The following is a 21213-nucleotide window of genomic DNA, read 5'->3' as shown; positions in this document are numbered from 1 at the left end:
CTATCGTCAGCGGGTGCGCCAACAACGCCCTGCGCGTTATACTGCCGCGCCTTTTTTGCCTTACCGAGCCTGCCGGGCCTAGCCCTGCGCGCTTAGATGTTCCCGTGTTTAGAGAGGAGCGCGCTGCATGACCGTGATCAAGCAAGACGACCTGATTCAGAGCGTCGCCGACGCTTTACAGTTCATTTCTTATTACCACCCCGTGGACTTCATCCAAGCGATGCACGAAGCCTACCTGCGCGAAGAATCGCCAGCGGCCCGTGATTCCATGGCGCAAATTCTGATCAACTCGCGCATGTGCGCCACCGGCCATCGGCCAATCTGCCAGGACACCGGCATCGTCACCGTATTCGTACGCGTGGGCATGGACGTGCGCTGGGACGGCGCCACCATGGGCCTGGACGACATGATCAACGAGGGCGTGCGTCGCGCCTACAACCTGCCGGAAAACGTGCTGCGTGCATCCATCCTCGCCGACCCGGCAGGCGCGCGTAAAAACACCAAGGACAACACCCCGGCAGTCATCCACTACTCCATCGTTCCCGGCAATACCGTGGAAGTGGACGTGGCGGCCAAAGGCGGCGGCTCTGAAAACAAATCGAAGATGGCCATGCTCAACCCGTCCGACTCCATCGTCGACTGGGTACTGAAAACCGTGCCGACCATGGGCGCGGGCTGGTGCCCACCCGGCATGCTCGGCATCGGTATCGGCGGCACCGCCGAGAAAGCGGCCGTGATGGCCAAAGAAGTGTTGATGGAGTCCATCGACATTCACGAGCTGAAAGCCCGTGGCCCGCAGAACAAGCTGGAAGAAATGCGCCTTGAGCTGTTCGAGAAGGTCAACCAGCTCGGCATTGGCGCTCAAGGCCTCGGCGGCCTGACCACCGTGCTCGACGTAAAGATCATGGACTACCCCACCCACGCCGCCTCCCTGCCGGTGTGCATGATCCCCAACTGCGCCGCCACCCGTCACGCGCACTTCGTGCTCGACGGCTCCGGCCCGGCGTCGCTGGAAGCGCCACCGCTGGACGCCTACCCGGAAATTGTCTGGGAAGCTGGCCCATCGGCCCGTCGCGTCGACCTCGACACCCTGACACCCGAAGACGTGCAGAGCTGGAAACCGGGCGAAACCGTGTTGCTCAACGGCAAAATGCTCACCGGCCGTGACGCCGCGCACAAGCGCATGGTGGAAATGCTCAACAAAGGCGAAAGCCTGCCGGTGGACCTTAAAGGTCGCTTCATCTATTACGTCGGCCCGGTTGATCCGGTTGGCGACGAAGTCGTGGGCCCAGCCGGTCCAACCACGGCAACCCGGATGGACAAATTCACCCGTCAGATTCTCGAACAAACCGGCCTGCTGGGCATGATCGGTAAATCCGAGCGCGGCCCGATTGCCATCGAAGCAATCAAGGACAACAAAGCCGTGTACCTGATGGCCGTCGGCGGCGCCGCTTACCTGGTGGCGCAAGCGATCAAGAAGTCCAAAGTGCTGGCGTTCGCCGAACTGGGCATGGAAGCGATTTACGAGTTCGAGGTGAAAGACATGCCGGTGACAGTGGCGGTCGACACCAACGGCGAGTCGGTGCACATCACAGGACCGGCTATCTGGCAGAAGAAGATAAGTGACAGCTTGGCGGTCGAAATTTAAGCCGCCGCTGAGTCGTTAAAGGAAGGAAAAATACCCGGCCAAGCGCCGGGTATTTTTTTGGCGTCAGAAAAGTGTGGGAAAAGCGACATAGGTGATGTCGTACGCGACACTATGGCGAATGTCCTACAGACGGTAGTGGCAGGCTGACATCCCTGTAGGTAGGATCGCCTCCCAAGGAAATGACGGAATATGCGCGCATCGCCGGGTTTAGGAACCGGTTCGCTACGGATGGTTGTAAACGCTTTGCTGCCTGAGTGCAGTCAACCCGAACCATCACACTGAGCGAACAGTATGAACCGCACCCGTCGTTTTGCTTCCCTCGTTACCGCCTCCGCACTGCTGTTCATGGGCGCTCAAGCCCAGGCAGGCCAAGCCTCGGGCAATCTGGCGGTCGGCATCACCATCACCTCCAGCTGCGCACTCAGCAGCAATGCCAACGGCCAGTCCCTGCGTGTTGAAAACCAGAACTGCGACGGCATCAACAGCTTCCGTGTAGACCGTGAAAGCAACGGCGTGCGTTCTGAAGCCCCCCTTTCCAGCAACGCTGTCAGCGAAGTGAAAGGCACCCAAGCGGCTCCGACCGTGGTCACCTTGTACTGGTGATTGTCCTACAAAAGTAAGTCATCAGCGGGTTATTGTAAGTGATGGCTTACATCGGCCAGGTTTCAGGCTCACATAAGTATTGAAAAATATCGCGGCTGAAGCCGCTCCTACAGAACCCGTAGGAGCGGCTTCAGCCGCGATGCTTTTTGCATTCACCGGCAGCTCAAGACCGACTCGCCACCAACGCCAACGGCGCCCGCTTTTCCTGCGGCTGCGCCAGATAGCGGCAGCAACTCACCCGCAGAAACGACGCGAAGTTCACCACCTCGCCGCGGTAGTCCATCACCTCTTCATACAGCTTGCTGATCAGCTGATTGGTGGTCATGCCATCGACCGCCGCGATTTCCGAAAGGATGTCCCAGAACTGGTTCTCCAGCCTCAACGTGGTCACCACGCCGCAAATACGCAGCGAGCGTGAGCGGGATTCGTAAAGGATGGGATCGGCTTTAACATAGAGCTCGCACATGCGCCCTGCTCCTGAATTGGCGAGGCTCGACGGCAACCGCCGAGCCTGAAAGACCTGAGCTTACAGCGTGATGGAGGTGCCCAATAGCAGCAGAAAGCCCGCCAGCCAGTTCGGATGCGCCGGCCATGCAGGCGCTGTCACCAGGTTGCCTTCGATGTGCGCATGGTCAACGGCAATCTCCACATAGGTGCCGCCGGCCAGCTTCACTTCCGGCGCGCAGGCCGGGTAGGCGCTGCATTCTCGGCCCTTGAGAATGCCGGCGGCCGCCAGCAACTGCGCACCATGGCACACGGCGGCAATCGGCTTGCCGGCCTTGTCGAAGGCTTTCACCAGATCCAGCACTTTCTTGTTTAGCCGCAGGTATTCCGGCGAACGCCCGCCCGGCACCACCAGCGCGTCGTAGTCTTTAGCCTTGACCTTGGCGAAGTCGAAATTCAGGCCAAAGTTGTGGCCCGGCTTTTCGCTGTAGGTCTGATCCCCTTCGAAGTCGTGAATGGCGGTGCGCACGCTTTGCCCGGCGGTTTTATCTGGGCATACGGCGTGCACGGTGTGTCCCACCATCTGCAGCGCCTGAAACGGCACCATCACTTCGTAGTCTTCGACGTAATCGCCAACCAGCATGAGAATTTTCTTCGCGGCCATCGGGGTATCTCCAGCAGGGGAAAGGGCAGATGCATGCCAACCCAGCCAGTATCCCCGCGCCGTGTGGCGAACAGGTAATAGGCGACTACTACCGAATCACTGCTCGCCGAAACCCAACGCGCCCCAGAAACCCGGCGATGGCTCCATGGCAAAGCGCTGCGGCGGCTGGAACTCATGGGTAGCCACGATCTCCTTTTCCGCCAGACTCGCCGGCACCAGTTGCAACGGCCCGTCCCCCAGCGTGGCCACGCCTTCGCCGAGTGGCGGGGGATTGAGCTCGTCATAGCGCAGGTAGTAGGTGCCGCCCGCGCCTACATCCAGATTGAAGCCGGCAATGCGATTGAAATCGAGCATGCCGTCGGCCAGCGCCGTCCAGAACGAACCGAACAGCGGCCGGCGCATTTCCAGCGGATAACTAGCCACGTCCAGTTCCAGCACCAGGTAGCTATTGCTCGGCAGACTGGCGATCAGGCGTTTGTTCAGAAACAGGCCGGGGGCTTCCAGCTCCTGGTCCGCCCAATCGCTTTGCGGGCGATAGAGATACACCAGCGCAAGGTCTTCCTCGGGGGAATGGGGCGTGAACAACGGGCCGTCATTGGTATTCAGAAAGGCGCCGGGCGAGGAGCAACCGGCGAGGCACAGCAGCAGCAAAACAAGCAGCGGGTGATGTCGGCTCAAGCGCGCATTCCTCTTATGGTTATGGCGATGAGACTAGCGAGGTGCCCCGCTGAAGGCACCCGACAAAAGGCTGGGTTCCACTGTTTGCAGCCTCGAGGCTAAAAATAAACACGCCATCTGTAGGAGAGGCTTCAGCCTCGATTGGCCCTCCGCTACTTGCGCCGATCCAACACATTCACCACCAACCTATCCAACCACCCCCACAACCGCTGCTGCATGCGCTTCCACAGCGGCCGCGACTTCCACAGGTCCATGGTTATTTCGCGACTCTGGCCAAAGTCGTTGAGAAAACTCTGCACCACCGCCTCGGTCAGCGGCGGCTCAACGGCCTCCAGGTTCGCTTCCAGATTGAAGCGCAGGTTCCAGTGATCGAAGTTGCACGAGCCAATGCTGGTCCAGTCATCCACCAGCACCATTTTCAGGTGCAGGAAGCACGGCTGGTATTCGAAGATTTTTACCCCTGCGCGCAGCAGCTTGGGGTAATAGCGCTGGCCGGCGAAGCGCACCGGCGGGTTATCCGTTTGCCGGCCGGTGAGCAGCAGCTGCACGTCGACGCCGCGCTGCGCCGCCTTGCGCAGCGAGCGGCGAACCTTCCAGCTCGGCAAAAAATACGGCGTGGCCAGCCAAATGCGCCGTTGTGCGCTGTTCAACGCGCGCACCAAGGACTGCACGATGTCGCTGTGCTGCATGGCGTTGGCATACGCCACGCGGCCCAGCCCGGCGCCGCCGGCCGGCAACACCGGCAAGCGCGGACGCGGCCCCGGGGAAAATGGCAGCCAGGCGCGGTTTTGCGGATTGGCTGCCCATTGCTGTTCGAACAGCGTTTGCCAGTCCTGCACCAATGGCCCGGTGATTTCTACCATCACCTCATGCCACGCGCTGGTCGGCTCGCCGGGCGTCCAGAAAGCGTCGGTCAGGCCCGTGCCGCCCACAAACGCAACGGCACCGTCGACCAGCAACAGCTTGCGATGGTCGCGGTATAGGTTGCGCTGCCAGCGCCAGATTTTGATCGGGTTATAAAAGCGCAGCTCGATGCCGGCCTGCACCAGGCGCTCGCGATCGACCGCCGAAAGCGCCGAGCTGCCGAAGCCGTCGAACAAGCAGCGCACCTGGACGCCACGCGCCGCAGCGGCACATAGCGTTTGCACCATCTGGTTTACGCAGGCGCCCGATTCGACCAGGTAAAGCTCAAGCTCCACCTGGCGCTGGGCGCGGTCGATGCACGCGAACATGCGCGGGAAAAATTGTGGTCCGTCCACCAACAACTCGAAGCCGTTGTCGGTGCGCCAAGGATAGATACGCCCCGGCATCAGCTCTGCATCCTTTGCGATCGCGCCACGCTCAACTCCTGATTCAAAAAGGAAAACGCCTTAACGCGCGGTGAAGATCAGCACAGCGCCCACCGGCACCGACCAACTGATGGTGGAAACGCCAGCCGCTTTGCGCAGGGCTTCGAGCCCGTCGGCGAGGCCGAAGTCTTCAACTTGCAGCACCAGCGGCGCCAGGGTAACGACTTGGAAACGCTGTTCATCCAGGCGCGTCGCCAGCAGCTCGGCGCTATAGGCCTGGGTCTGGCCATGCAGTTCGACCGTCAACGGCAAGCGCAATTCCAACTGCGCACCAGGGGCCAGGTTGGCGATGGGCGCGAGGTCGAGTTGCGCGTTCACCAAGGCTTCGGGGAAGCGCTGAGTATCGAACAACAAGGTGCGCAAGCGCTCGTCGCGTAGCGGAATGCCCGTGCTGGCCGAATCCAGTTCCACGCGCAAGTTGGCCTTGCCGGCTTCATCGATTTGCCCGTGCAGCGTCAGAAAGCGATGCACCTCCGACAGCTTGCCGTTCTTGGTGGAAATAAACGACAGTCGCGAAGACTCATTATCCAAGTACCAATCGGCCTGGGCCGGCGTCAGCGCGGTGAGGACAAAGGCGGCAAGTGCACCGGTGAACAGCGAACGCATTAGAGCTCCAAGTAAGAATATGAGGCGGCACCTTAACCGCCTCACACTGACCTGCAAACCCCGGTTCGGTTCAGGATTGCGGCAGCGAATCAGCCTTTGGCAACAGCTGGCATCCCTGGCGCGGCCCTTGCCAGGCGGCTGTTTGCGTGCTGCCCAGGCCGCGCGCGGTTACCCGTTTATTGGCTTCGTCGTCGAAGAAACCGCTGATGGGAATGTACTGCTTCACATAGCCCTGGCAGTACTGCGCCGGGTTATCCATCACATAGCGGCACGAGCAATATTCCTTGGCCGACAGCGCGCCGATGATGCCGGGAAACGCTGCCAGGTGAACGCGGTTCTGCCAGGCCAACGCGGCCAGTGCCAGCACGATCAGCAACAGCACGCTGGTGAACGGACGACGCTTGATAAAAGTGCTCATCAGTTGGCCTCCGCAGCGGTTTGAGCGGTCGGCGCGAAGGCCGCCTCAACCCGTTTCAACAGTTCGTTATGGGAATAGGTTTTGTCGCGGTCATCGGCGTAACGCACCACCACCAGCCCTTGCGCCGGCAGTACGTAAAGCGCCTGGCCCCAATGGCCGAGCGCGGCGAAGGTGTCGTCCGGCGCATCCGGCCAGGGCTTGGCAGCGCCAGGCACGGCGACGTTCAGCCACCACTGCCCGCCGGGCACCGCATCGCCCTCGGTTTCCTTGGAAGGCTGGTAGTTGGCAAATGGCGTGCGGTTGAAACCCACCCAGGCTTTGGGCAGCACTTGCTGATCGGCCCAACGACCGTCGCGCTGCATCAGCAGGCCGATACGCGCCAGGTCGCGGGCGGTCAGGTAGGCATAAGACGAACCCACTAACGTGCCGCTGGCGTCGGTTTCCCACACGGCGCTGGTGATGCCCAGCGGCTCAAACAAGGCGGTCCACGGATAATGCTTGTACGCCTCATCCCCGACCATGCCGCGCAACGCGGCGGCGAGCAAATTGGCGTCGCCGCTGGAATAGAGGAAGCGCGTGCCGGGCGTCGCGGCCTGATCGAAGCTGGCGGCAAACGCGGCCATGTCGCTACGGCCATGGGTGTAGAGCATTGCGACCACGCTGGAGCGCACCGGGGCGTACTCGTAGCCTTCCTGCCAACCCAGGCCCGAAGCCCAATTCAACAGGTGCCCGATCTTTACTTGCGGGTGGGCGTTCATGGGCGGATAGAACTTGGCCGCCGGGTCATCCAGTTTGAACAAACCCTTGCCATACGCCACGCCGAGGGTCGTGGCCAGGATGCTTTTGCTCACCGACCACGCCAGGTGCGGGGTGCTGGCCTTGGTCGGCCCGGCGTAGCGTTCGTAAATAACCTGACCATCGCGAATCACCAGCAGCGCGTCGGTGCGAATGCCCTTGCGGGTGTCATCGTCGCGGGTGGGAAAGGCGTAGGTTTCGAGCGCTTCGATGGCTGGGCTGGCGGCGGCGGGCGTCACCGCCCAGTCGGCAGTCGGCCAGGTTTCAGCGAAGGCGTGAGGAATCGAGCACAGCAAGCCGAGCGCAAGGCTTAAACGGCGTAAGGCGGGAGCGGGCATTGGACGGCCTCTTGTTGGCAAAGGCGCCAACCCTAGCACGCAGCCCATGAACGCAAATAGCGCCGAACATGCGTGCAAGACGGCGCTTCGGCGCGATGGGGCCACACATTGAAGTGACCCATGACGGGCATGATGATGCGCCGCTAAACGGGGCTCATCTCATCGAACAGCGCGCGCTGCTGCACAGACATGCGTTCCCGGTCGGCGTTGGCGAAAACCAACGCACTGCCGGTGATGTTGACCAACACACCTGTCGCGGTAAAGCTCGCCTCACCGAAATGCCCAGCGCGCAGCAAGTCAACGGTATCGCGGGTGAACACGCAGCTTTCCCGGAGCGAGGCGGCTGCTTCCGTTCGGTTGCCATTGCTGACCTGCTGGATGTTGTCGGAAATACTCTCCAACGCCCGCGCACTGAGCCCAATACCGGCGGTCTTCAACATCGAATTAACCGCGCCTACTGCGGGAATGTAAACCGACCCTGGTGTGCAGTTGTTATTCACAATATCGGCCAGTGCATCACGCCTAGCCAACCCAGGGCTTTGCGACCCATTCATCAGACCTCCTTTTACTCAAAGTAGCGCGCAATAACGCAATGGCCTACGCCTGTTAATACGACGGCCGCTCGCTCCACGAGTCGGAATGAATAATATTGCCATCCTTGTAAGTCCACGTAATTCTCTCGTATCGCAACTGCACACTTTCCATGTGATTGAAACGCTCGGTCGCAGGAATTTTAACGTTATGCATCACCGGTGCGACGGACACCACTTTCACGTTTTCAAGTTTGGTATTGAAGTATTCAACTTCCTGGCCTGCATCATTGACCCTGTACCACTTTATTTCTGCCGATTTCAGCGTTTGGCCAGACGTGACGGCCTTATACAGAAAGGGCGAGGCAGCGTCGAACTCTTTAACGAATATAACCGGAGCGTGAATTCGCGTACCTGTTAACTTGCCCGTGGTGCTATCGGTTGGAATATTGACCGAATGCACGAACTCTAATATTTCGATACTTCCCTCTCGGGAGAAGACATCGACCGAACCTTTGATCGCCGCACCACCGTCGTCGGTTAACCATAAATAGGAAGGAATGGCCATTACTTACCCTCAAGCTATGTAAATACATTGCGAGCAGAGGTAGATGCGATTAACGACAATCGCCCCTTATCGCGCTATTGCCACGGTAAAGTTCGATTGCCGCTATTTAAGTCGGACGCAAGATTTATCCCTGTGGCTGGCGTCGCTTAAATAAAACGTAACGCCGTAAATGGAACAGCGAAATTCGTTACAGCCGCAGCGACGGAAACAGGGACGGAGCGTTCCGCGCTACTGAAGCGCCGCTAGCGCATTGCTCAGACGCTTTTCGCGGGCAGTGCGGGCGATTTCCAATAAGCCGGCGTCGCGCTTCCACAGGTGCTGCCAATGCGGATCGCCACCGGCCATGGCGGCGTCGATGTCGCCACGCAGGCTGTTGAACTGCTCGAATAATCCGGCCAGCAGCAGATGCGTAGCGGGCTCGTTCATGCCTTGGCGCGACACTTCAGCGCTACTACTCAGCAGCGCCAACAAGCGCAGCTTGAGCGCTTGCGGCCAGGCATTGTCGCCGCCAAGGCCATACAGCCAGGCGGCCAGAGCGGTGAGCACGTGTAAATCTTCCAGCGAGCGGAACGGTTTGGCGTAAGCGTCCCAGCCATCGCCCGGCAAGCGCTCGCACTGCGCGCCTTCAAGGTGCAGGCGACCATGGCTGACGTCCGGCATCAGCGACAACGGCGGTAGCACTTCTACGCGCACTCCCGGCGCGCCGTTGTAGGCCACGCACACGGCCACTTGCGGCGTGTTGCCGGGCAGTTCGCTGCGGGCGGCGACCAGCAGCCAGTCGGCTGCATCGGCGGCGGTCACGAAATCTTTGCGACCCGTGAGGCTCAGGCCGTCCAGGCGCACCTGCATATCGGCGGGGCGCACGCTGCGGTTTTCGGTCACGCATAACGCGCCCAGCGTCCACGGCGCCGAGGGCCACAACGCGCGCAACGCACCTTGATAACCGGCCAGAAACGCCAGGCCTGGCGTGGCAGCCAGGCGCCCGCCCAGCAGCGCCAACTCGAACGGCGACACGCCCTCGCCCACCTGCGCCAACAAGGCGGCGTACCACTCTTCCAAACCAGCGGTTGCCGGCAGGCGCTCGGTACAGCCGAGCAGTCGTTGCCAGTACATAAGCGCGTCCTCGTTCATTGTCATGCAAGCATCACTAAAGATTCATGGTGATGACACCGGGTGTTCCTAGCCTGAGCTTGCCCAACAAGGTCGACCGGCTGCAACCCAATCAAGCCGGCTTATGGAGGCTACTCGATGTCTACAATCGCCCGCACTCGTGACACCACTGCCGAACGCCGCCTGCAAGCCGAGCGCCTGGTCGGCCCTCGTGCCCTGCGTGAAGCTCAGGCTTTGCGCTTCAGCGTATTCAGCAAAGAGTTCGACGCCAAGCTCAAAGGTGCCGAATTGGGTCTGGACATGGACGATTACGATGGCCACTGCGCCCACATTGGCGTGCGTGACCTGAACACCGGAAAGCTGGTGGCCACCACCCGGTTGCTCGACCACAACGCCGCCCGCAGCCTGGGGCGCTTTTACAGTGAAGAAGAATTCAGCCTGCACGGCCTGGCGCATCTGCAAGGCCCGGTGCTGGAAATCGGTCGCACCTGCGTAGATCCGGCTTACCGCAACGGCGGCACCATCGCCGTGCTGTGGAGCGAGTTGGCCGAAGTGCTCAACGAAGGCGGCTACAGCTACCTGATGGGCTGCGCCAGCATTCCCATGCAGGACGGCGGCATTCAGGCTCAGGCCATCATGCAGCGCCTGCGCGAACGCTACCTGTGCAACGAACACCTGCGCGCGGAACCGAAAACCCCGCTGCCGAGCCTGGAAGTGCCGAGCAACGTCATCGCCGAGATGCCGCCGCTGCTCAAGGCCTATATGCGTCTGGGCGCGAAAATTTGCGGCGAGCCGTGCTGGGATCAGGATTTCCAAGTGGCTGACGTTTTCATTCTGCTCAAACGCGACGAGCTCTGCCCGCGCTACGCCCGCCACTTCAAGGCGGCAGTCTGATGAGCAAACTGCGCCTGTACGGGCGCCTCGCCAGGTTGCTGGCCACGGTGGGCCTGGGCCTGCTGGTGGCGACCACCATGACCGTGGTGGAGCGCCTGCACCTGCGCAATGAAAGTGCCATTCGCCAACGCTTGACCCGCTGGTTTCTGGCGCGTTTGAGCGGCGCATTGCCGTTTCAGATAGAAGTGCTCGGCAGCCTGCCGCAACGGCCGATGCTGTGGATCAGCAACCACATTTCCTGGACCGACATTCCGCTGCTGGGCATGTTGGCGCCGCTGTCGTTTTTGTCCAAAGCCGAGGTGCGCACCTGGCCGGTCGCCGGCTGGCTGGCGAAAAAAGCCGGCACGCTGTTTATTCGTCGCGGCTCAGGCGACAGCGCCCTGCTGGGTCAGCAACTGCGCGAACACCTCGACGGGCAACGCTCGCTGCTGATTTTCCCCGAGGGCACCACCACCGACGGCCGCCAACTGCGCACCTTTCACGGACGCCTGCTGAGCAGCGCCATCGAAACCGGCACGCCGTTGCAACCGGTGGCCATTCGGTATGTGCGCGAGAACCAGGTAGACGTTGAAATTGCGCCGTTTATTGGCGATGACGATTTGGTGTCGCATCTGCTGCGTTTGCTCTCAAGCGACGTGGCCAGCGTGCGCATTCATCTGTTGGAACCGATTGAAACGGCGGGGGCTTCACGCAATGTGCTGGCCAAGCAGGCGCATCGGGCAATTGGCGTGGCGCTGTTTGGGGAGGCTGAGGTTGTGGATGTTGAAGAGCAAGATACCGAGCTGGCGGCCTAGCCAAAAAGCATCGCGGCTAAAGCCGCTCCTACAGAACCCGGTGACCCTGTAGGAGCGGCTTCAGCCGCGATTCCTGCAAACGTGAAGCCTGGCCCCCTACGCGATCTGCCCCCGCGCAAACGCCTGCAATTCGGGATAAAACGCGTGAAAATCCTCGGTCAGCGGCTCATACAAGCCGCGCAATTCTTCCATCGCCCCGTCCAACATCTGCGGCCGTGACAAACGTCGGCTCATGCCGAGCACCACCTGCTGCAACACCTCGAACGCTTCATAACTGCCCAGCCAATCCTGCGCCGCCATGCGTGGCGCCACATAGGCCAAGCGCTCGGGCAAAGCCGGCTCGTTGCTGAGCACTTGGTAAACACGGGCGGTGAACTGAGCCAGCGGCTCATCGGCGTAACGCTGCCAATGGCGCGCCAGGCAATGATCAAAAAAAACGTCAATCAAAATACCCGCCGTTCGCCGCCGCGCTTGCGGGAAGCGGGCTTTGGCTTGCAGCACCAATGGGTGGCTGTCGGTGAAGGCGTCGATTCGCCGGTGCACGGCAATCGCCCGCTCTATGGGCGCGGGAAAGCGGCCGGCTAGCGGGCCTTTTACGAAGTCGCCGTACAGGCTGCCGAGCAGTTGTTCCGGCTTGTCGCCGCCTAAGTGCAAGTGTGCGAGGTAATTCATAAGGCGAGTGTAGAGGCAGAACGGGGGTCAATCCCAGTCGCGCCGATCACTCGGGCTGATGACTACTATCGCCACGATCAATCTGTATATCGGCAAACACCGATATAAAGTTCGCCCCACGCCGATACACACCCGGCACCTTTTAGCGAACGGACGGTTACGACCATGCCAATCGACCTCGACGAAATCTTCAAAGCCCTCGCCCATCCGGTGCGTCGCCAGATGCTGGTGTGGCTCAAAGACCCGCACACGCACTTCGTTGAGCAAGAACACCACCCGTTCGAGATCGGTGTGTGCGCCGGCAAGTTCGATGTCAAAACCGGCCTTTCGCAATCCACCGTGTCTGGCCATCTCGCCGGTCTGGAACGCGCCCGCTTGGTCACTCGGCAGAAAGTCGGCCAGTGGAACTTCTTCAAACGTAATGAAGAAGTGATCCAGGCCTTCATCAGCCATTTGCACGACGCGCTGTAAGCACAGCCGCCCTCGCCTTTTCCGGAGCACCCGACATGCCCCTCGCACTTATTGTTCTGGCGTTATCCGCCTTCGCCATCGGCACCACCGAGTTCGTGATCATGGGGCTGTTGCCCGACGTGGCCGCCGACCTCGGTGTGTCGATTCCCGGCGCTGGCTGGCTCGTCACCGGTTACGCCCTGGGCGTGGCCATCGGCGCGCCGTTCATGGCCATGGTCACCGCCAGTTGGCCACGCAAAGCTGCCTTGCTGGCGCTGATGGGCATCTTTATCGCCGGCAACCTGTTCTGTGCCCTCGCCGCCGACTACCAGATGCTGATGATCGCCCGCATCATCACCGCCCTCTGCCACGGCGCCTTCTTTGGTATCGGTTCGGTGGTAGCCGCCAGCCTGGTGCCGGCTAACCGCCGCGCCTCGGCGGTGGCTTTGATGTTCACCGGTCTGACCCTCGCCAACGTGCTCGGCGTGCCGCTGGGCACTGCCCTTGGCCAAGCCGCTGGCTGGCGTTCGACCTTCTGGGCCGTCACCGTCATTGGCATAGTTGCTCTTATCGGCCTGTGGCGCGCCCTGCCCCACCAGCACGATCAGGAAAAAGCCGACCTGCGCAGCGAACTGCGTGCCATGCGCGGCGCCGGGGTGTGGCTGGCGTTGAGCACCACCGTATTTTTCTCCGCCTCGGTATTCGCCCTGTTCACCTATATCGCGCCGATGCTGGGCGAAGTGACCGGCGTTTCGCCCACCGGCGTGACCTGGACCCTGCTGCTCATCGGCCTCGGCCTGACCATCGGCAACATCGTCGGCGGCAAGCTGGCCGACTGGCGTCTGGGCACAACGCTGACTGGCGTATTCATCAGCCTGGCGGTGTTGGCCAGCCTGTTCAGCTTTACCGCTGGAGCGCTGATTCCCGCCGAGATCACCTTGTTCCTCTGGGCCATGGCGGCGTTCGCCGCTGTGCCCGCGCTGCAAATCAACGTCATGGCCTTTGGCAAAGACGCGCCGAACCTGATCAGCACCCTGAACATCGGCGCCTTCAACCTGGGCAACGCACTGGGCGCCTGGGTGGGCGGCGTGGTCATCAGCCGCGGCATGGGGCTGACCGACGTGCCCCTGGCCGCCGCGGCGCTGGCGGTCGTCGCCCTGATCGCCACACAACTTACCAACAATGCCCGTAATGAATTGCAGCCGGTGCTCGACTGAGCCCGGTTGTTCGAACCAAGCCCTACCCCTTACTGACTCATTACTTACGACCCACTGGAGACTGTATTCATGGCGACTCTTTTTGACCCGATTACCATTGGCGACCTGCAACTGAAAAACCGCATCGTCATGGCCCCGCTGACCCGCTGCCGCGCCGATGAAGGCCGCGTGCCCAACGCGATGATGGCCGAGTACTACGCCCAGCGCTCCTCCGCTGGCCTGATTCTCAGCGAAGCCACTTCGGTTACGCCGATGGGCGTGGGCTACCCCAACACCCCCGGCATTTGGTCCGACGCGCAAGTGCGTGGCTGGAGCAACATCACCAAAGCCGTGCACGCCAACGGCGGCAAGATTTTCCTGCAACTGTGGCACGTGGGCCGTGTATCCGACCCCAGCTACCTGGACGGCGAACTGCCGGTAGCACCGAGCGCCATCGCCCCTAAAGGCCACGTCAGCTTGGTGCGTCCGCTGAAAGACTTCGTCACCCCGCGCGCCCTGGCCACCGAAGAAATCGCCGACATCGTCGAGGCCTACCGCAACGGCGCCGAGAACGCCAAAGCCGCCGGTTTTGACGGCGTGGAAATCCACGGCGCCAACGGCTACCTGCTCGACCAATTCCTGCAAGACAGCACCAACCAGCGCACCGACCAATACGGCGGCTCCCTGGAAAACCGTGCCCGTCTGATGCTCGAAGTGACCGACGCCGTATTGTCGGTATGGGAACCGGGCCGCGTCGGCATGCACCTGGCACCCCGCGCCGACAGCCACGACATGGGCGACTCCAACCGCTCCGCTACCTTTACCTACGTGGCGAGCGAGCTGGGCAAACGCGGCATCGCGTTTATCTGCACCCGTGAAAAACAAGGCGAAGACAGCATTAGCGCCGAACTGAAAGCAGCTTTCGGCGGCGTGTTTATCGCCAACGAACGCTTCACCAAAGAAAGCGCCAACGCCCTGCTCGCCAGCGGCGGCGCCGACGCGGTGGCGTTTGGTATTCCCTTCATCGCCAACCCGGATCTGCCAGCGCGTTTGGAAAAAGATGCACCGCTGAACGAACCGCACCCGGAAACCTTCTACGGCAGCGGCCCGGTGGGTTACATCGACTATCCGCGTCTGTAATGTCCGCGCTTAGTGACCTGTAAAAAAGGCGACCTTCGGGTCGCCTTTTTTACATTCGCCGATTCGTCCTAGTGTGCGCACAGAAAGATCATAACGTTGCCGTTGCGCTCTGCGGCCTCAGCCGGAACCGTCCTGCAACTGCACCTTTGAGCCTCCTTTAGTGTTTTGGAAACTCAAGTTTTACGGACCCGGCCATGAACAAACACTGCTTTCGTCTTATTTTCAGCAAGCCTCTGGGCTTTTTTATTCCCGTCGCCGAAATCGCTACTGCCCAACGCAAACCTGGGCAGCGGCAGGGGCCTGCTGCTAGTGCAGTTGCACCTAAACCGCCGGCTTTTTCGATTAAGCATCTTGCACTTTCTATGTGGGTGGCCGCTGTTCCGAGCTGGGCCACCGCAGAAATTCTGCTGGATCGCAGCAGCGGCGCCACGGTATCCAGCGCCGTCAATGGCGTGCCCGTGATCGAGATCGCCAAGACGATCTGCAACCCGCAAGTCAACTTAAACAGACTGCGGAACAAAAGACCGCCAAAACTGAACTTGCTGTCAGACCGGCAGAGAGCGTCATCTGGAACTCCGAGCGAGACGGAATAATTACGCATGAAACAGCCAGTTATCTCGATGCGCTGCACAGCAAAGTATCAGAAAAGCTTAAGGACGGTCCGGTTTTAATTGGCGAAAACCACGACGAGCCAAACTCTAGGCTCCTGATACACCAGTTAATTTCAGAAAATAAAGTAGATCGCATAGTAATTGAAATGCCCCCACTGGAAATGCTGTCTTCTTTCGCTCAATCAGATAAAACCAAACGCGCTTTAAATGAAGTTGGCTATAACTCCCTTGATGACTATTTTAGCAACTTCGACGACGCCCTGAGGAACACCGAATTTCACAAGGAGGCACAGCGAAAAGTCCTGAAGGACCTGCACGAAGCAACGGACAGTGAAATGTATTTCATCGTATCGGACGCAATGAAAGCCGGACTTCATCTTGACTTCATCGACGGTGCCCGAAACGACGACACCTTCGGCTTGGACGAGATCAAAGAACTAACTGACCGAAACATTTACATGACAGACAAACTTAGCGAGGAGGCGAAATATAAAGAACCTCGAGTTCTAGGCTTATTTGGCTACGACCATTTGCGAACTTATGTAGGCAGCGATGGCACATTAAAACCGGCCATACAGCAAACATTGAATCTTGAGCAAAATCGAGTGTATGAAAGCGCCGCAATGTTTCATGACTTCACATCGGGACAACGGTTCTTCCCATGGCAGGATTTAGGCACACTAAAAAATCAAACAGCCGAAATGTCGAAATTTTTCCCTTACAAACAGACAGCGGACCAGCAATTCGAGGCACGAACAAACAAAAGCCATATCATCATCGACGGATCCGGCGGTATAGCGGACGAACACATCAAGCGGATCGCAGAGCAACGTCCGTCGTCCAGCATCATCTTCAAGCCCTCCGACACGCAAGGCGTCCAATACGTCTCAGGACAAAGGATCAACATGGACCTTCCTACCAAAGTGTATTTATTTGGTAAAGAGAGCCGCGACAGTGCGATATTAGACCGTCTACTTATGTATACGTCCTTCATGCTAGATGCAGATCTGGCTGATTTTTCAATCAGAAAAATCTACCTCGATAGCCCGCAAACGCCAGTACACGCGGGAGAAAAAAGTCCTGAGCAAAACGTCACGGCTGATACCGAACTCACTAACTCCATGGCCGCTGACGAAGACGCTGCGGCGGCCCTCGGTCCACCACTTGCCATCCTTTCCTCGCCCTCGCAGGCGCCCGACTTTATAGCGCAGGCCAGAGCGGAGCGAATGATCAGCCAAAACTCTAAAGAGTACCTTGATCAAGTAAAACTGGTAATTACCGAGCAACTAACTTCCGGGCCCGTGCTGTTGGGCGAATACCATATGATGCCCGAAGCGCCACTCTTGACCAAGGAGCTTATTTCAGAAAAAAAAGTTAAGCGACTGCTACTTGAGGCTCCGCCGCTGAGCGAATTACTGCATGATGAAAAGGCCGCCAACATCAGCAACTATATGATGGAGAAAAATATACCTTCCTTTGAGGCGCTCGCCCCCCTCCTTCCAGCGCTGGGAGAGTCTTCAGAACACATCGAGGCCGTTCTACATTGGCAAGAAAAAATAAAGCCCTTCGCCGACAAGCTAAACAGTTCTGGATGGGCCTCCCTGGAAAACTACCTTGCCAATTTTCAGCCTAGCGATACTGCATCGGAAACTTTCCATCAGGCGCAGTATTTATTCAGCGAAGCAACCGCCGCAGTAGGCTCTGACGAGTACAACACCCTAGCTACTCATGCGCTTAGCTCAGGAACTCAAATAGCCTTCGTCGACGGAGGCAGGACGCTCGTTGAACACATCAATGATAAAAGTACAGCCTTGTACGATGGCGATTCTTTTCACCTGCGAAACTTGGACATGGCCAACCGGATAAAGCCCGACGGAAATGAGATTGCCGCCGGCACACTTGGGCTGTTCGGACTGGATCATCTAAAAACCTCCGTTTCCAATCAAGGCACCCTGAATCCTGCTTTACAAGAGCTTCTAAACGTACCCGAAGATCGAGTCCATCAGATCATGCCAATGTTCACAGACCTTCAATCCGGCAAGGAATACTTCCCATCGCTCACTCAACCCAAAGCCAGCCATGCAGGCGCGTCAATCGCTCATCCTTTCAAGTTCGTACCTGAACATGACCAGCTGAACAACGCACAGGGGTTTTATCAGGAGCGGAAAAATAGAAGCCATGTAATCGTGAATCTTGTAGGGGATAAGGCGGCAGCTGAAGTAACCCAAATACAGGCCGCGCATCCCTCAAGTAGCATTACTTTTGCAGGCGACTCGAAGGGCCTACATTACGAATCTGGTATCGCGCCAAACTTCCGTTCCGATATTCCAACCAAGGTTTATCTTCTGCTTGACCCGGCCAAACCGACTCTTTCGACCGACGTTGTTTTAAGCCAACTGGGAAAGATGTTGGGCAGGGATGAAAACAGCTTCAAGGTAAAGGAAGGTTCGCTCGACAGTGGAGCAGACACCCACTTATAAACGAGCGAGCCAACCCCACTCCCGACCAGCGGCGGCGAACGGCATAAGAGGGAAACTAACGTCGCCTCCCACACAAGTGCAGCCTTTGGTCTTAACCTTGGGCTGCCTGGTGACGACGCTTTTGCCCGAGGCACCCCGCTTCGATATTGCTAGAATGCCCCCCCCCAATTCGTACGCCGCCGTTGGAGCTGCTTCATGACCGTCGTTTCGTCCCCCCTTTCGCCCACGTTGCAATTGGCTTGCGATCTGATCCGCCGTCCTTCGGTTACCCCGGTGGATGCCGATTGCCAGGCGGTGATGATCGAGCGGCTGCGGGCGCTGGGTTTCGCCATCGAACCGATGCGCATCGAAGACGTAGATAACTTCTGGGCGACCCACGGCGGCGAAGGTCCGGTGCTGTGTTTCGCTGGCCACACCGACGTAGTGCCGACTGGCCCACTGCAGGCGTGGCAGCACGCGCCGTTCGATGCCAAGGTTGATGGAGACGGCATGCTCTGCGGCCGTGGCGCGGCGGATATGAAAGGCAGTCTGGCGTCGATGATCATCGCCGTGGAGCGCTTTGTGGCGGACCACCCTAACCACAAAGGGCGCATCGCCTTTCTGATTACCAGCGACGAAGAAGGCCCGGCGCACCACGGCACCAAAGCCGTTGTCGAGCGTTTGGCGGCACGAAACGAGCGGCTGGACTGGTGCATTGTTGGCGAACCGTCGAGCACCACCCTGGTAGGCGATGTGGTCAAGAACGGCCGCCGCGGCTCGCTCGGCGCCAAGCTCACCGTGCGCGGCGTGCAAGGCCATGTGGCCTATCCGCACTTGGCGAAAAACCCGATTCACCTGGCCGCGCCGGCCCTAAGCGAATTGGCCGCCGAGCATTGGGACGACGGCAATACATTCTTCCCGCCGACCAGCTTCCAGATTTCCAACCTCAACGCCGGCACCGGCGCCACCAACGTCATTCCCGGCGAGTTGGAGGCGGTGTTCAATTTCCGTTTCTCCACCGAATCCACGGTTGAGGGATTGCAGCAGCGCGTGGCGGTGATTCTCGACAAACACGGCCTGGACTGGCATGTGGAGTGGTCGCTGTCGGGCTTGCCATTCCTTACCGAACCGGGCGACTTGCTCGATGGCGTGGCGGCGGCGATCAAGTCGGTTACCGGCCGCGACACCAAGCCGTCCACCAGCGGTGGCACGTCCGATGGGCGCTTTATCGCCACCCTTGGCACACAAGTCGTGGAGCTCGGCCCGGTCAACGCCACCATTCACCAGATCAACGAACGGGTTCTGGCCAGCGATCTCGACACCCTCACCGAGATCTACTACCAAACCCTCGTCAACCTGCTCGCCTGATGCTCGCCTGCCCCATTTGCAGCGCGCCGCTGCACGCGGTCGATAACGGTGTCGCCTGCCCGGCCAACCACCGCTTCGACCGCGCACGCCAGGGTTATCTAAACTTGCTGCCGGTGCAGCACAAAAACAGCCGCGAACCTGGCGACAACCAGGCCATGGTCGAAGCACGTCGGCGCTTTCTCGAAGGTGGGCATTACGCGCCGGTGGTCAAGCGTCTGGCTGAGCTTGTGGCCGAACGCGCGCCGGAGCACTGGCTGGATATCGGCTGCGGCGAAGGCTATTACACCGCGCAGGTGGCAGATGCCGTGCCGGCTGCCGATGGTTATGCGCTGGATATTTCCCGCGAGGCGGTGAAGCGCGCGTGCAAACGCAGCCCGCAGTTGACGTGGCTGGTGGCGAGCATGGCGCGTATTCCCTTGAGCGATGCCAGTTGTGAGGCGCTGATCAGCGTATTCAGCCCGCTGGACTGGCAAGAAGCCAAACGCGTGCTCAGCCCCGGCGGCGGCTTGCTGCGCATCGGCCCAACCAACGAGCACCTGATGGAGTTGCGCGAAAAGCTCTACGACCAGGTGCGCGACTACAGCGACGACAAACACCTGGCCTTGGTACCCGAGGGCATGCGCCACGCCCACAGCGAAACGCTGCAATTCACCTTGAGCGTGGACAGCGAACAAGCCCGCGCCGACCTGCTGGCCATGACGCCGCACGGCTGGCGCGCCAGTGCCGAGCGGCGCGAAGCGGTAATCGCCGCCGCGCTGAAGGTGACCGTTTCCATGCGCTACGATTGGTTTGAGTTAGATCGCCAAGCCTGAGCGGCGAATCCTGAATTAGAGAGAATCTCCATGCGCCAACCCGACATCGAAATCTACGTAAAAGACGCCGACCACAACGCCATCACCGACTGGCTGAGCAAGGCGCTGGGCCCGTGTTCAGCGTGGCGTCAGCAAGGGCAGACCTACAAATGCAGCATCACCACCAGCGAAGGGCTGATCCCCGTGACCTGGCTGCCCAAAGCCGTGGGCAAGTGGAACAGCCTGTTTCTGGAAAGCGATATCACCCCGTGGGACGACGACCTCGCCTGCGCCCGCGCCGCCTTTGCCGCGTTGAATGTAGAAGTGCGCTGCGCACCGGGTGGCTGGAGTGAGGAAGAGGCCGAAGAACAGGCTGATCGCTGGATTCGCATCAGCGCGGATGGGGAAGAAGAGATTACCTGGCATACGAGTTGAAGCAGATTCCCACGACTGTCGTTTGCAGGGATCGCGGCTAAAGCCGCTCCTACAGATGGTGCAGAACTTGTGGCAGCGGCTGGCAGGCATTCCGTTTAGCCGCAATGCTCTTACCTTCAGCCCTTCGCAGCCCCGCTAGATCGAGCGAGCTAGAGCGATCCAAGGCAAAAACGGCTTTTGAAGCGCAGTGGGCTGTAGCCCATGAGCATTCAAAAGCCGTTTTTAACGCCGGAGCGCCGACGCGCAGCCGATCGCTTACCCGCGAACAACATCCTCAGCTTGTGGGCCTTTTTGACCGTCTATCACTGCAAACTCAACGCGATCGCCTTCATTCAGGGACCGGTGGCCTTCGCCGCGAATCGCGCGGTAGTGAACAAACACATCGGCGCCACTTTCACGCTGAATGAAGCCATAGCCTTTGGAATCATTGAACCACTTAACGGTTCCTGTCTCGCGTTCAGCCATTACTACTTTCTCCAACTCGCATTTTTTTATGTCCTCTCAAGGAGGAGTCGACGGATCAGCGGCGGCACGCCTCAAGCGAAGCGGCGCCGGCTGATTGCGTAAGCACAAAGCCTGCCAAGCAATTTCCGCCAAAGCGCCACACACCCCGTGATAGAGCGCTCCAGAAGCTTTTTGGGTCAGGTACGCG

At 59.6% G+C, this 21213-nt stretch carries 24 protein-coding genes; 12 read left to right on the top strand and 12 right to left on the bottom strand.

Translation table 11 applies throughout. The features are described from left to right. Nucleotides 1-127 precede the first annotated feature (127 nt). Both ACZZZU_RS20325 and ACZZZU_RS20320 read left to right on the top strand, forming a co-directional pair. The gene (locus ACZZZU_RS20325) at nt 128-1648 is read left to right on the top strand and encodes a fumarate hydratase (protein ID WP_122492688.1); all 1521 of its coding nucleotides are present in this window, start codon (nt 128-130) and stop codon (nt 1646-1648) included. Nucleotides 1649-1939: 291 nt separating this feature from the next. Continuing rightward, nucleotides 1940-2251, top strand: a complete 312-nt coding sequence (locus ACZZZU_RS20320; RefSeq protein WP_463536298.1) for a hypothetical protein — start codon at nt 1940-1942, stop codon at nt 2249-2251. Nucleotides 2252-2414: 163 nt separating this feature from the next. Here ACZZZU_RS20320 and ACZZZU_RS20315 read toward each other — a convergent pair whose 3' ends face one another. The 10 genes from ACZZZU_RS20315 to ACZZZU_RS20270 all read right to left on the bottom strand — a co-directional run bounded on the left by ACZZZU_RS20315 (nt 2415) and on the right by ACZZZU_RS20270 (nt 9754). Then, nucleotides 2415-2717, bottom strand: coding sequence for a ribbon-helix-helix domain-containing protein (locus tag ACZZZU_RS20315; RefSeq protein WP_122451933.1), 303 nt, complete (start codon nt 2715-2717; stop codon nt 2415-2417). A 60-nt stretch (nt 2718-2777) separates the two neighbouring features. Then, a complete protein-coding gene (locus ACZZZU_RS20310) occupies nt 2778-3359 on the bottom strand; it encodes a DJ-1/PfpI family protein (RefSeq protein ID WP_463551638.1) in 582 nt (193 codons plus the stop codon). Nucleotides 3360-3455: 96 nt separating this feature from the next. Further along, nucleotides 3456-4037, bottom strand: a complete 582-nt coding sequence (locus tag ACZZZU_RS20305; RefSeq protein WP_463381931.1) for a DUF2846 domain-containing protein — start codon at nt 4035-4037, stop codon at nt 3456-3458. A gap of 152 nt (nt 4038-4189) precedes the next feature. Then, complete coding sequence (locus ACZZZU_RS20300; RefSeq protein ID WP_463551637.1) at nt 4190-5347, bottom strand: phospholipase D-like domain-containing protein; 1158 nt, start codon at nt 5345-5347, stop codon at nt 4190-4192. Between the two features lie 60 nt (nt 5348-5407). Further along, a complete protein-coding gene (locus ACZZZU_RS20295; RefSeq protein ID WP_122492693.1) occupies nt 5408-5992 on the bottom strand; it encodes a YceI family protein in 585 nt (194 codons plus the stop codon). 70 nt (nt 5993-6062) lie between these two features. Further along, nucleotides 6063-6410 carry an amidase gene (locus ACZZZU_RS20290; RefSeq protein WP_463381929.1) on the bottom strand — a complete coding sequence of 116 codons (348 nt, stop codon included), beginning with the start codon at nt 6408-6410 and terminating at the stop codon, nt 6063-6065. Beyond that, nucleotides 6410-7543, bottom strand: a complete 1134-nt coding sequence (locus ACZZZU_RS20285) for a serine hydrolase domain-containing protein (RefSeq protein ID WP_463551636.1) — start codon at nt 7541-7543, stop codon at nt 6410-6412. Before ACZZZU_RS20285 ends, ACZZZU_RS20290 begins: the two co-directional genes overlap by 1 nt. A 143-nt stretch (nt 7544-7686) precedes the next feature. Next, entirely contained in the window at nt 7687-8097 is a 411-nt protein-coding gene (locus tag ACZZZU_RS20280; protein WP_163016506.1) for a hypothetical protein, read from the bottom strand. Between the two features lie 52 nt (nt 8098-8149). Then, nucleotides 8150-8641, bottom strand: a complete 492-nt coding sequence (locus ACZZZU_RS20275) for an Hcp family type VI secretion system effector (protein ID WP_463551635.1) — start codon at nt 8639-8641, stop codon at nt 8150-8152. A gap of 228 nt (nt 8642-8869) precedes the next feature. Beyond that, on the bottom strand, nt 8870-9754 hold the full coding sequence (locus ACZZZU_RS20270) for an acyl-CoA dehydrogenase middle domain-containing protein (protein WP_463551634.1): 885 nt from the start codon (nt 9752-9754) through the stop codon (nt 8870-8872). Between the two features lie 135 nt (nt 9755-9889). Between ACZZZU_RS20270 and olsB the strand changes: the two genes are divergently transcribed. Next, entirely contained in the window at nt 9890-10645 is a 756-nt protein-coding gene (gene olsB, locus ACZZZU_RS20265) for an L-ornithine N(alpha)-acyltransferase (RefSeq protein WP_122451943.1), read from the top strand. Continuing rightward, nucleotides 10645-11439, top strand: a complete 795-nt coding sequence (locus ACZZZU_RS20260) for a lysophospholipid acyltransferase family protein (protein ID WP_122492699.1) — start codon at nt 10645-10647, stop codon at nt 11437-11439. Before olsB ends, ACZZZU_RS20260 begins: the two co-directional genes overlap by 1 nt. A gap of 96 nt (nt 11440-11535) precedes the next feature. Here ACZZZU_RS20260 and ACZZZU_RS20255 read toward each other — a convergent pair whose 3' ends face one another. Continuing rightward, nucleotides 11536-12111: an acyl carrier protein phosphodiesterase gene (locus ACZZZU_RS20255; RefSeq protein WP_463551633.1), complete on the bottom strand. Its 576-nt coding sequence runs from the start codon at nt 12109-12111 to the stop codon at nt 11536-11538. 165 nt (nt 12112-12276) lie between these two features. Here ACZZZU_RS20255 and ACZZZU_RS20250 point away from each other — a divergent pair, with 165 nt between their 5' ends. The 8 genes from ACZZZU_RS20250 to ACZZZU_RS20215 all read left to right on the top strand — a co-directional run bounded on the left by ACZZZU_RS20250 (nt 12277) and on the right by ACZZZU_RS20215 (nt 20561). After that, nucleotides 12277-12582 (top strand): ArsR/SmtB family transcription factor, encoded by a 306-nt coding sequence (locus ACZZZU_RS20250; RefSeq protein ID WP_122492701.1) that lies wholly within the window; start codon nt 12277-12279, stop codon nt 12580-12582. A gap of 35 nt (nt 12583-12617) precedes the next feature. Then, nucleotides 12618-13778, top strand: a complete 1161-nt coding sequence (locus ACZZZU_RS20245; RefSeq protein ID WP_122492702.1) for an MFS transporter — start codon at nt 12618-12620, stop codon at nt 13776-13778. A 69-nt stretch (nt 13779-13847) separates the two neighbouring features. After that, nucleotides 13848-14897 (top strand): alkene reductase, encoded by a 1050-nt coding sequence (locus ACZZZU_RS20240; RefSeq protein WP_122492703.1) that lies wholly within the window; start codon nt 13848-13850, stop codon nt 14895-14897. A gap of 194 nt (nt 14898-15091) precedes the next feature. Further along, entirely contained in the window at nt 15092-15490 is a 399-nt protein-coding gene (locus ACZZZU_RS20235) for an ESPR-type extended signal peptide-containing protein (RefSeq protein WP_463551632.1), read from the top strand. Nucleotides 15491-15654: 164 nt separating this feature from the next. Further along, complete coding sequence (locus tag ACZZZU_RS20230; protein ID WP_463551631.1) at nt 15655-17988, top strand: hypothetical protein; 2334 nt, start codon at nt 15655-15657, stop codon at nt 17986-17988. 195 nt (nt 17989-18183) lie between these two features. Further along, nucleotides 18184-19335, top strand: a complete 1152-nt coding sequence (dapE, locus tag ACZZZU_RS20225; RefSeq protein ID WP_463551630.1) for a succinyl-diaminopimelate desuccinylase — start codon at nt 18184-18186, stop codon at nt 19333-19335. Beyond that, nucleotides 19335-20147 carry a putative RNA methyltransferase gene (locus ACZZZU_RS20220; protein WP_463551629.1) on the top strand — a complete coding sequence of 271 codons (813 nt, stop codon included), beginning with the start codon at nt 19335-19337 and terminating at the stop codon, nt 20145-20147. The genes dapE and ACZZZU_RS20220 overlap by 1 nt, the downstream gene beginning before the upstream one ends. Nucleotides 20148-20177: 30 nt before the next feature. Continuing rightward, entirely contained in the window at nt 20178-20561 is a 384-nt protein-coding gene (locus ACZZZU_RS20215; protein WP_122492707.1) for a hypothetical protein, read from the top strand. A 255-nt stretch (nt 20562-20816) separates the two neighbouring features. On the opposite strand, the gene ACZZZU_RS20210 is transcribed toward ACZZZU_RS20215, so the two are convergent. After that, nucleotides 20817-21026: a cold shock domain-containing protein gene (locus ACZZZU_RS20210; protein ID WP_108095713.1), complete on the bottom strand. Its 210-nt coding sequence runs from the start codon at nt 21024-21026 to the stop codon at nt 20817-20819. Between the last annotated feature and the right edge of the window lie 187 nt (nt 21027-21213).

This window comes from Pseudomonas sp. AC136, assembly GCF_979258585.1.
Note: the sequence above shows the minus strand (reverse complement) of the source record. Positions and strands in the feature narration are given on the sequence as shown.

Excerpts from the sequence above, each read along its gene's own strand:
- ACZZZU_RS20325 (WP_122492688.1), top strand. The coding sequence starts at position 128 with ATGACCGTGATCAAGCAAGACGACCTGATTCAGAGCGTCGCCGACGCT.
- ACZZZU_RS20320 (WP_463536298.1), top strand. The coding sequence starts at position 1,940 with ATGAACCGCACCCGTCGTTTTGCTTCCCTCGTTACCGCCTCCGCACTG.
- ACZZZU_RS20315 (WP_122451933.1), bottom strand. The coding sequence starts at position 2,717 with ATGTGCGAGCTCTATGTTAAAGCCGATCCCATCCTTTACGAATCCCGC.
- ACZZZU_RS20310 (WP_463551638.1), bottom strand. The coding sequence starts at position 3,359 with ATGGCCGCGAAGAAAATTCTCATGCTGGTTGGCGATTACGTCGAAGAC.
- ACZZZU_RS20300 (WP_463551637.1), bottom strand. The coding sequence starts at position 5,347 with ATGCCGGGGCGTATCTATCCTTGGCGCACCGACAACGGCTTCGAGTTG.
- ACZZZU_RS20295 (WP_122492693.1), bottom strand. The coding sequence starts at position 5,992 with ATGCGTTCGCTGTTCACCGGTGCACTTGCCGCCTTTGTCCTCACCGCG.
- ACZZZU_RS20290 (WP_463381929.1), bottom strand. The coding sequence starts at position 6,410 with ATGAGCACTTTTATCAAGCGTCGTCCGTTCACCAGCGTGCTGTTGCTG.
- ACZZZU_RS20285 (WP_463551636.1), bottom strand. The coding sequence starts at position 7,543 with ATGCCCGCTCCCGCCTTACGCCGTTTAAGCCTTGCGCTCGGCTTGCTG.
- ACZZZU_RS20280 (WP_163016506.1), bottom strand. The coding sequence starts at position 8,097 with ATGAATGGGTCGCAAAGCCCTGGGTTGGCTAGGCGTGATGCACTGGCC.
- ACZZZU_RS20275 (WP_463551635.1), bottom strand. The coding sequence starts at position 8,641 with ATGGCCATTCCTTCCTATTTATGGTTAACCGACGACGGTGGTGCGGCG.
- ACZZZU_RS20270 (WP_463551634.1), bottom strand. The coding sequence starts at position 9,754 with ATGTACTGGCAACGACTGCTCGGCTGTACCGAGCGCCTGCCGGCAACC.
- olsB (WP_122451943.1), top strand. The coding sequence starts at position 9,890 with ATGTCTACAATCGCCCGCACTCGTGACACCACTGCCGAACGCCGCCTG.
- ACZZZU_RS20260 (WP_122492699.1), top strand. The coding sequence starts at position 10,645 with ATGAGCAAACTGCGCCTGTACGGGCGCCTCGCCAGGTTGCTGGCCACG.
- ACZZZU_RS20255 (WP_463551633.1), bottom strand. The coding sequence starts at position 12,111 with ATGAATTACCTCGCACACTTGCACTTAGGCGGCGACAAGCCGGAACAA.
- ACZZZU_RS20250 (WP_122492701.1), top strand. The coding sequence starts at position 12,277 with ATGCCAATCGACCTCGACGAAATCTTCAAAGCCCTCGCCCATCCGGTG.
- ACZZZU_RS20245 (WP_122492702.1), top strand. The coding sequence starts at position 12,618 with ATGCCCCTCGCACTTATTGTTCTGGCGTTATCCGCCTTCGCCATCGGC.
- ACZZZU_RS20240 (WP_122492703.1), top strand. The coding sequence starts at position 13,848 with ATGGCGACTCTTTTTGACCCGATTACCATTGGCGACCTGCAACTGAAA.
- ACZZZU_RS20235 (WP_463551632.1), top strand. The coding sequence starts at position 15,092 with ATGAACAAACACTGCTTTCGTCTTATTTTCAGCAAGCCTCTGGGCTTT.
- ACZZZU_RS20230 (WP_463551631.1), top strand. The coding sequence starts at position 15,655 with ATGCCCCCACTGGAAATGCTGTCTTCTTTCGCTCAATCAGATAAAACC.
- dapE (WP_463551630.1), top strand. The coding sequence starts at position 18,184 with ATGACCGTCGTTTCGTCCCCCCTTTCGCCCACGTTGCAATTGGCTTGC.
- ACZZZU_RS20220 (WP_463551629.1), top strand. The coding sequence starts at position 19,335 with ATGCTCGCCTGCCCCATTTGCAGCGCGCCGCTGCACGCGGTCGATAAC.
- ACZZZU_RS20215 (WP_122492707.1), top strand. The coding sequence starts at position 20,178 with ATGCGCCAACCCGACATCGAAATCTACGTAAAAGACGCCGACCACAAC.
- ACZZZU_RS20210 (WP_108095713.1), bottom strand. The coding sequence starts at position 21,026 with ATGGCTGAACGCGAGACAGGAACCGTTAAGTGGTTCAATGATTCCAAA.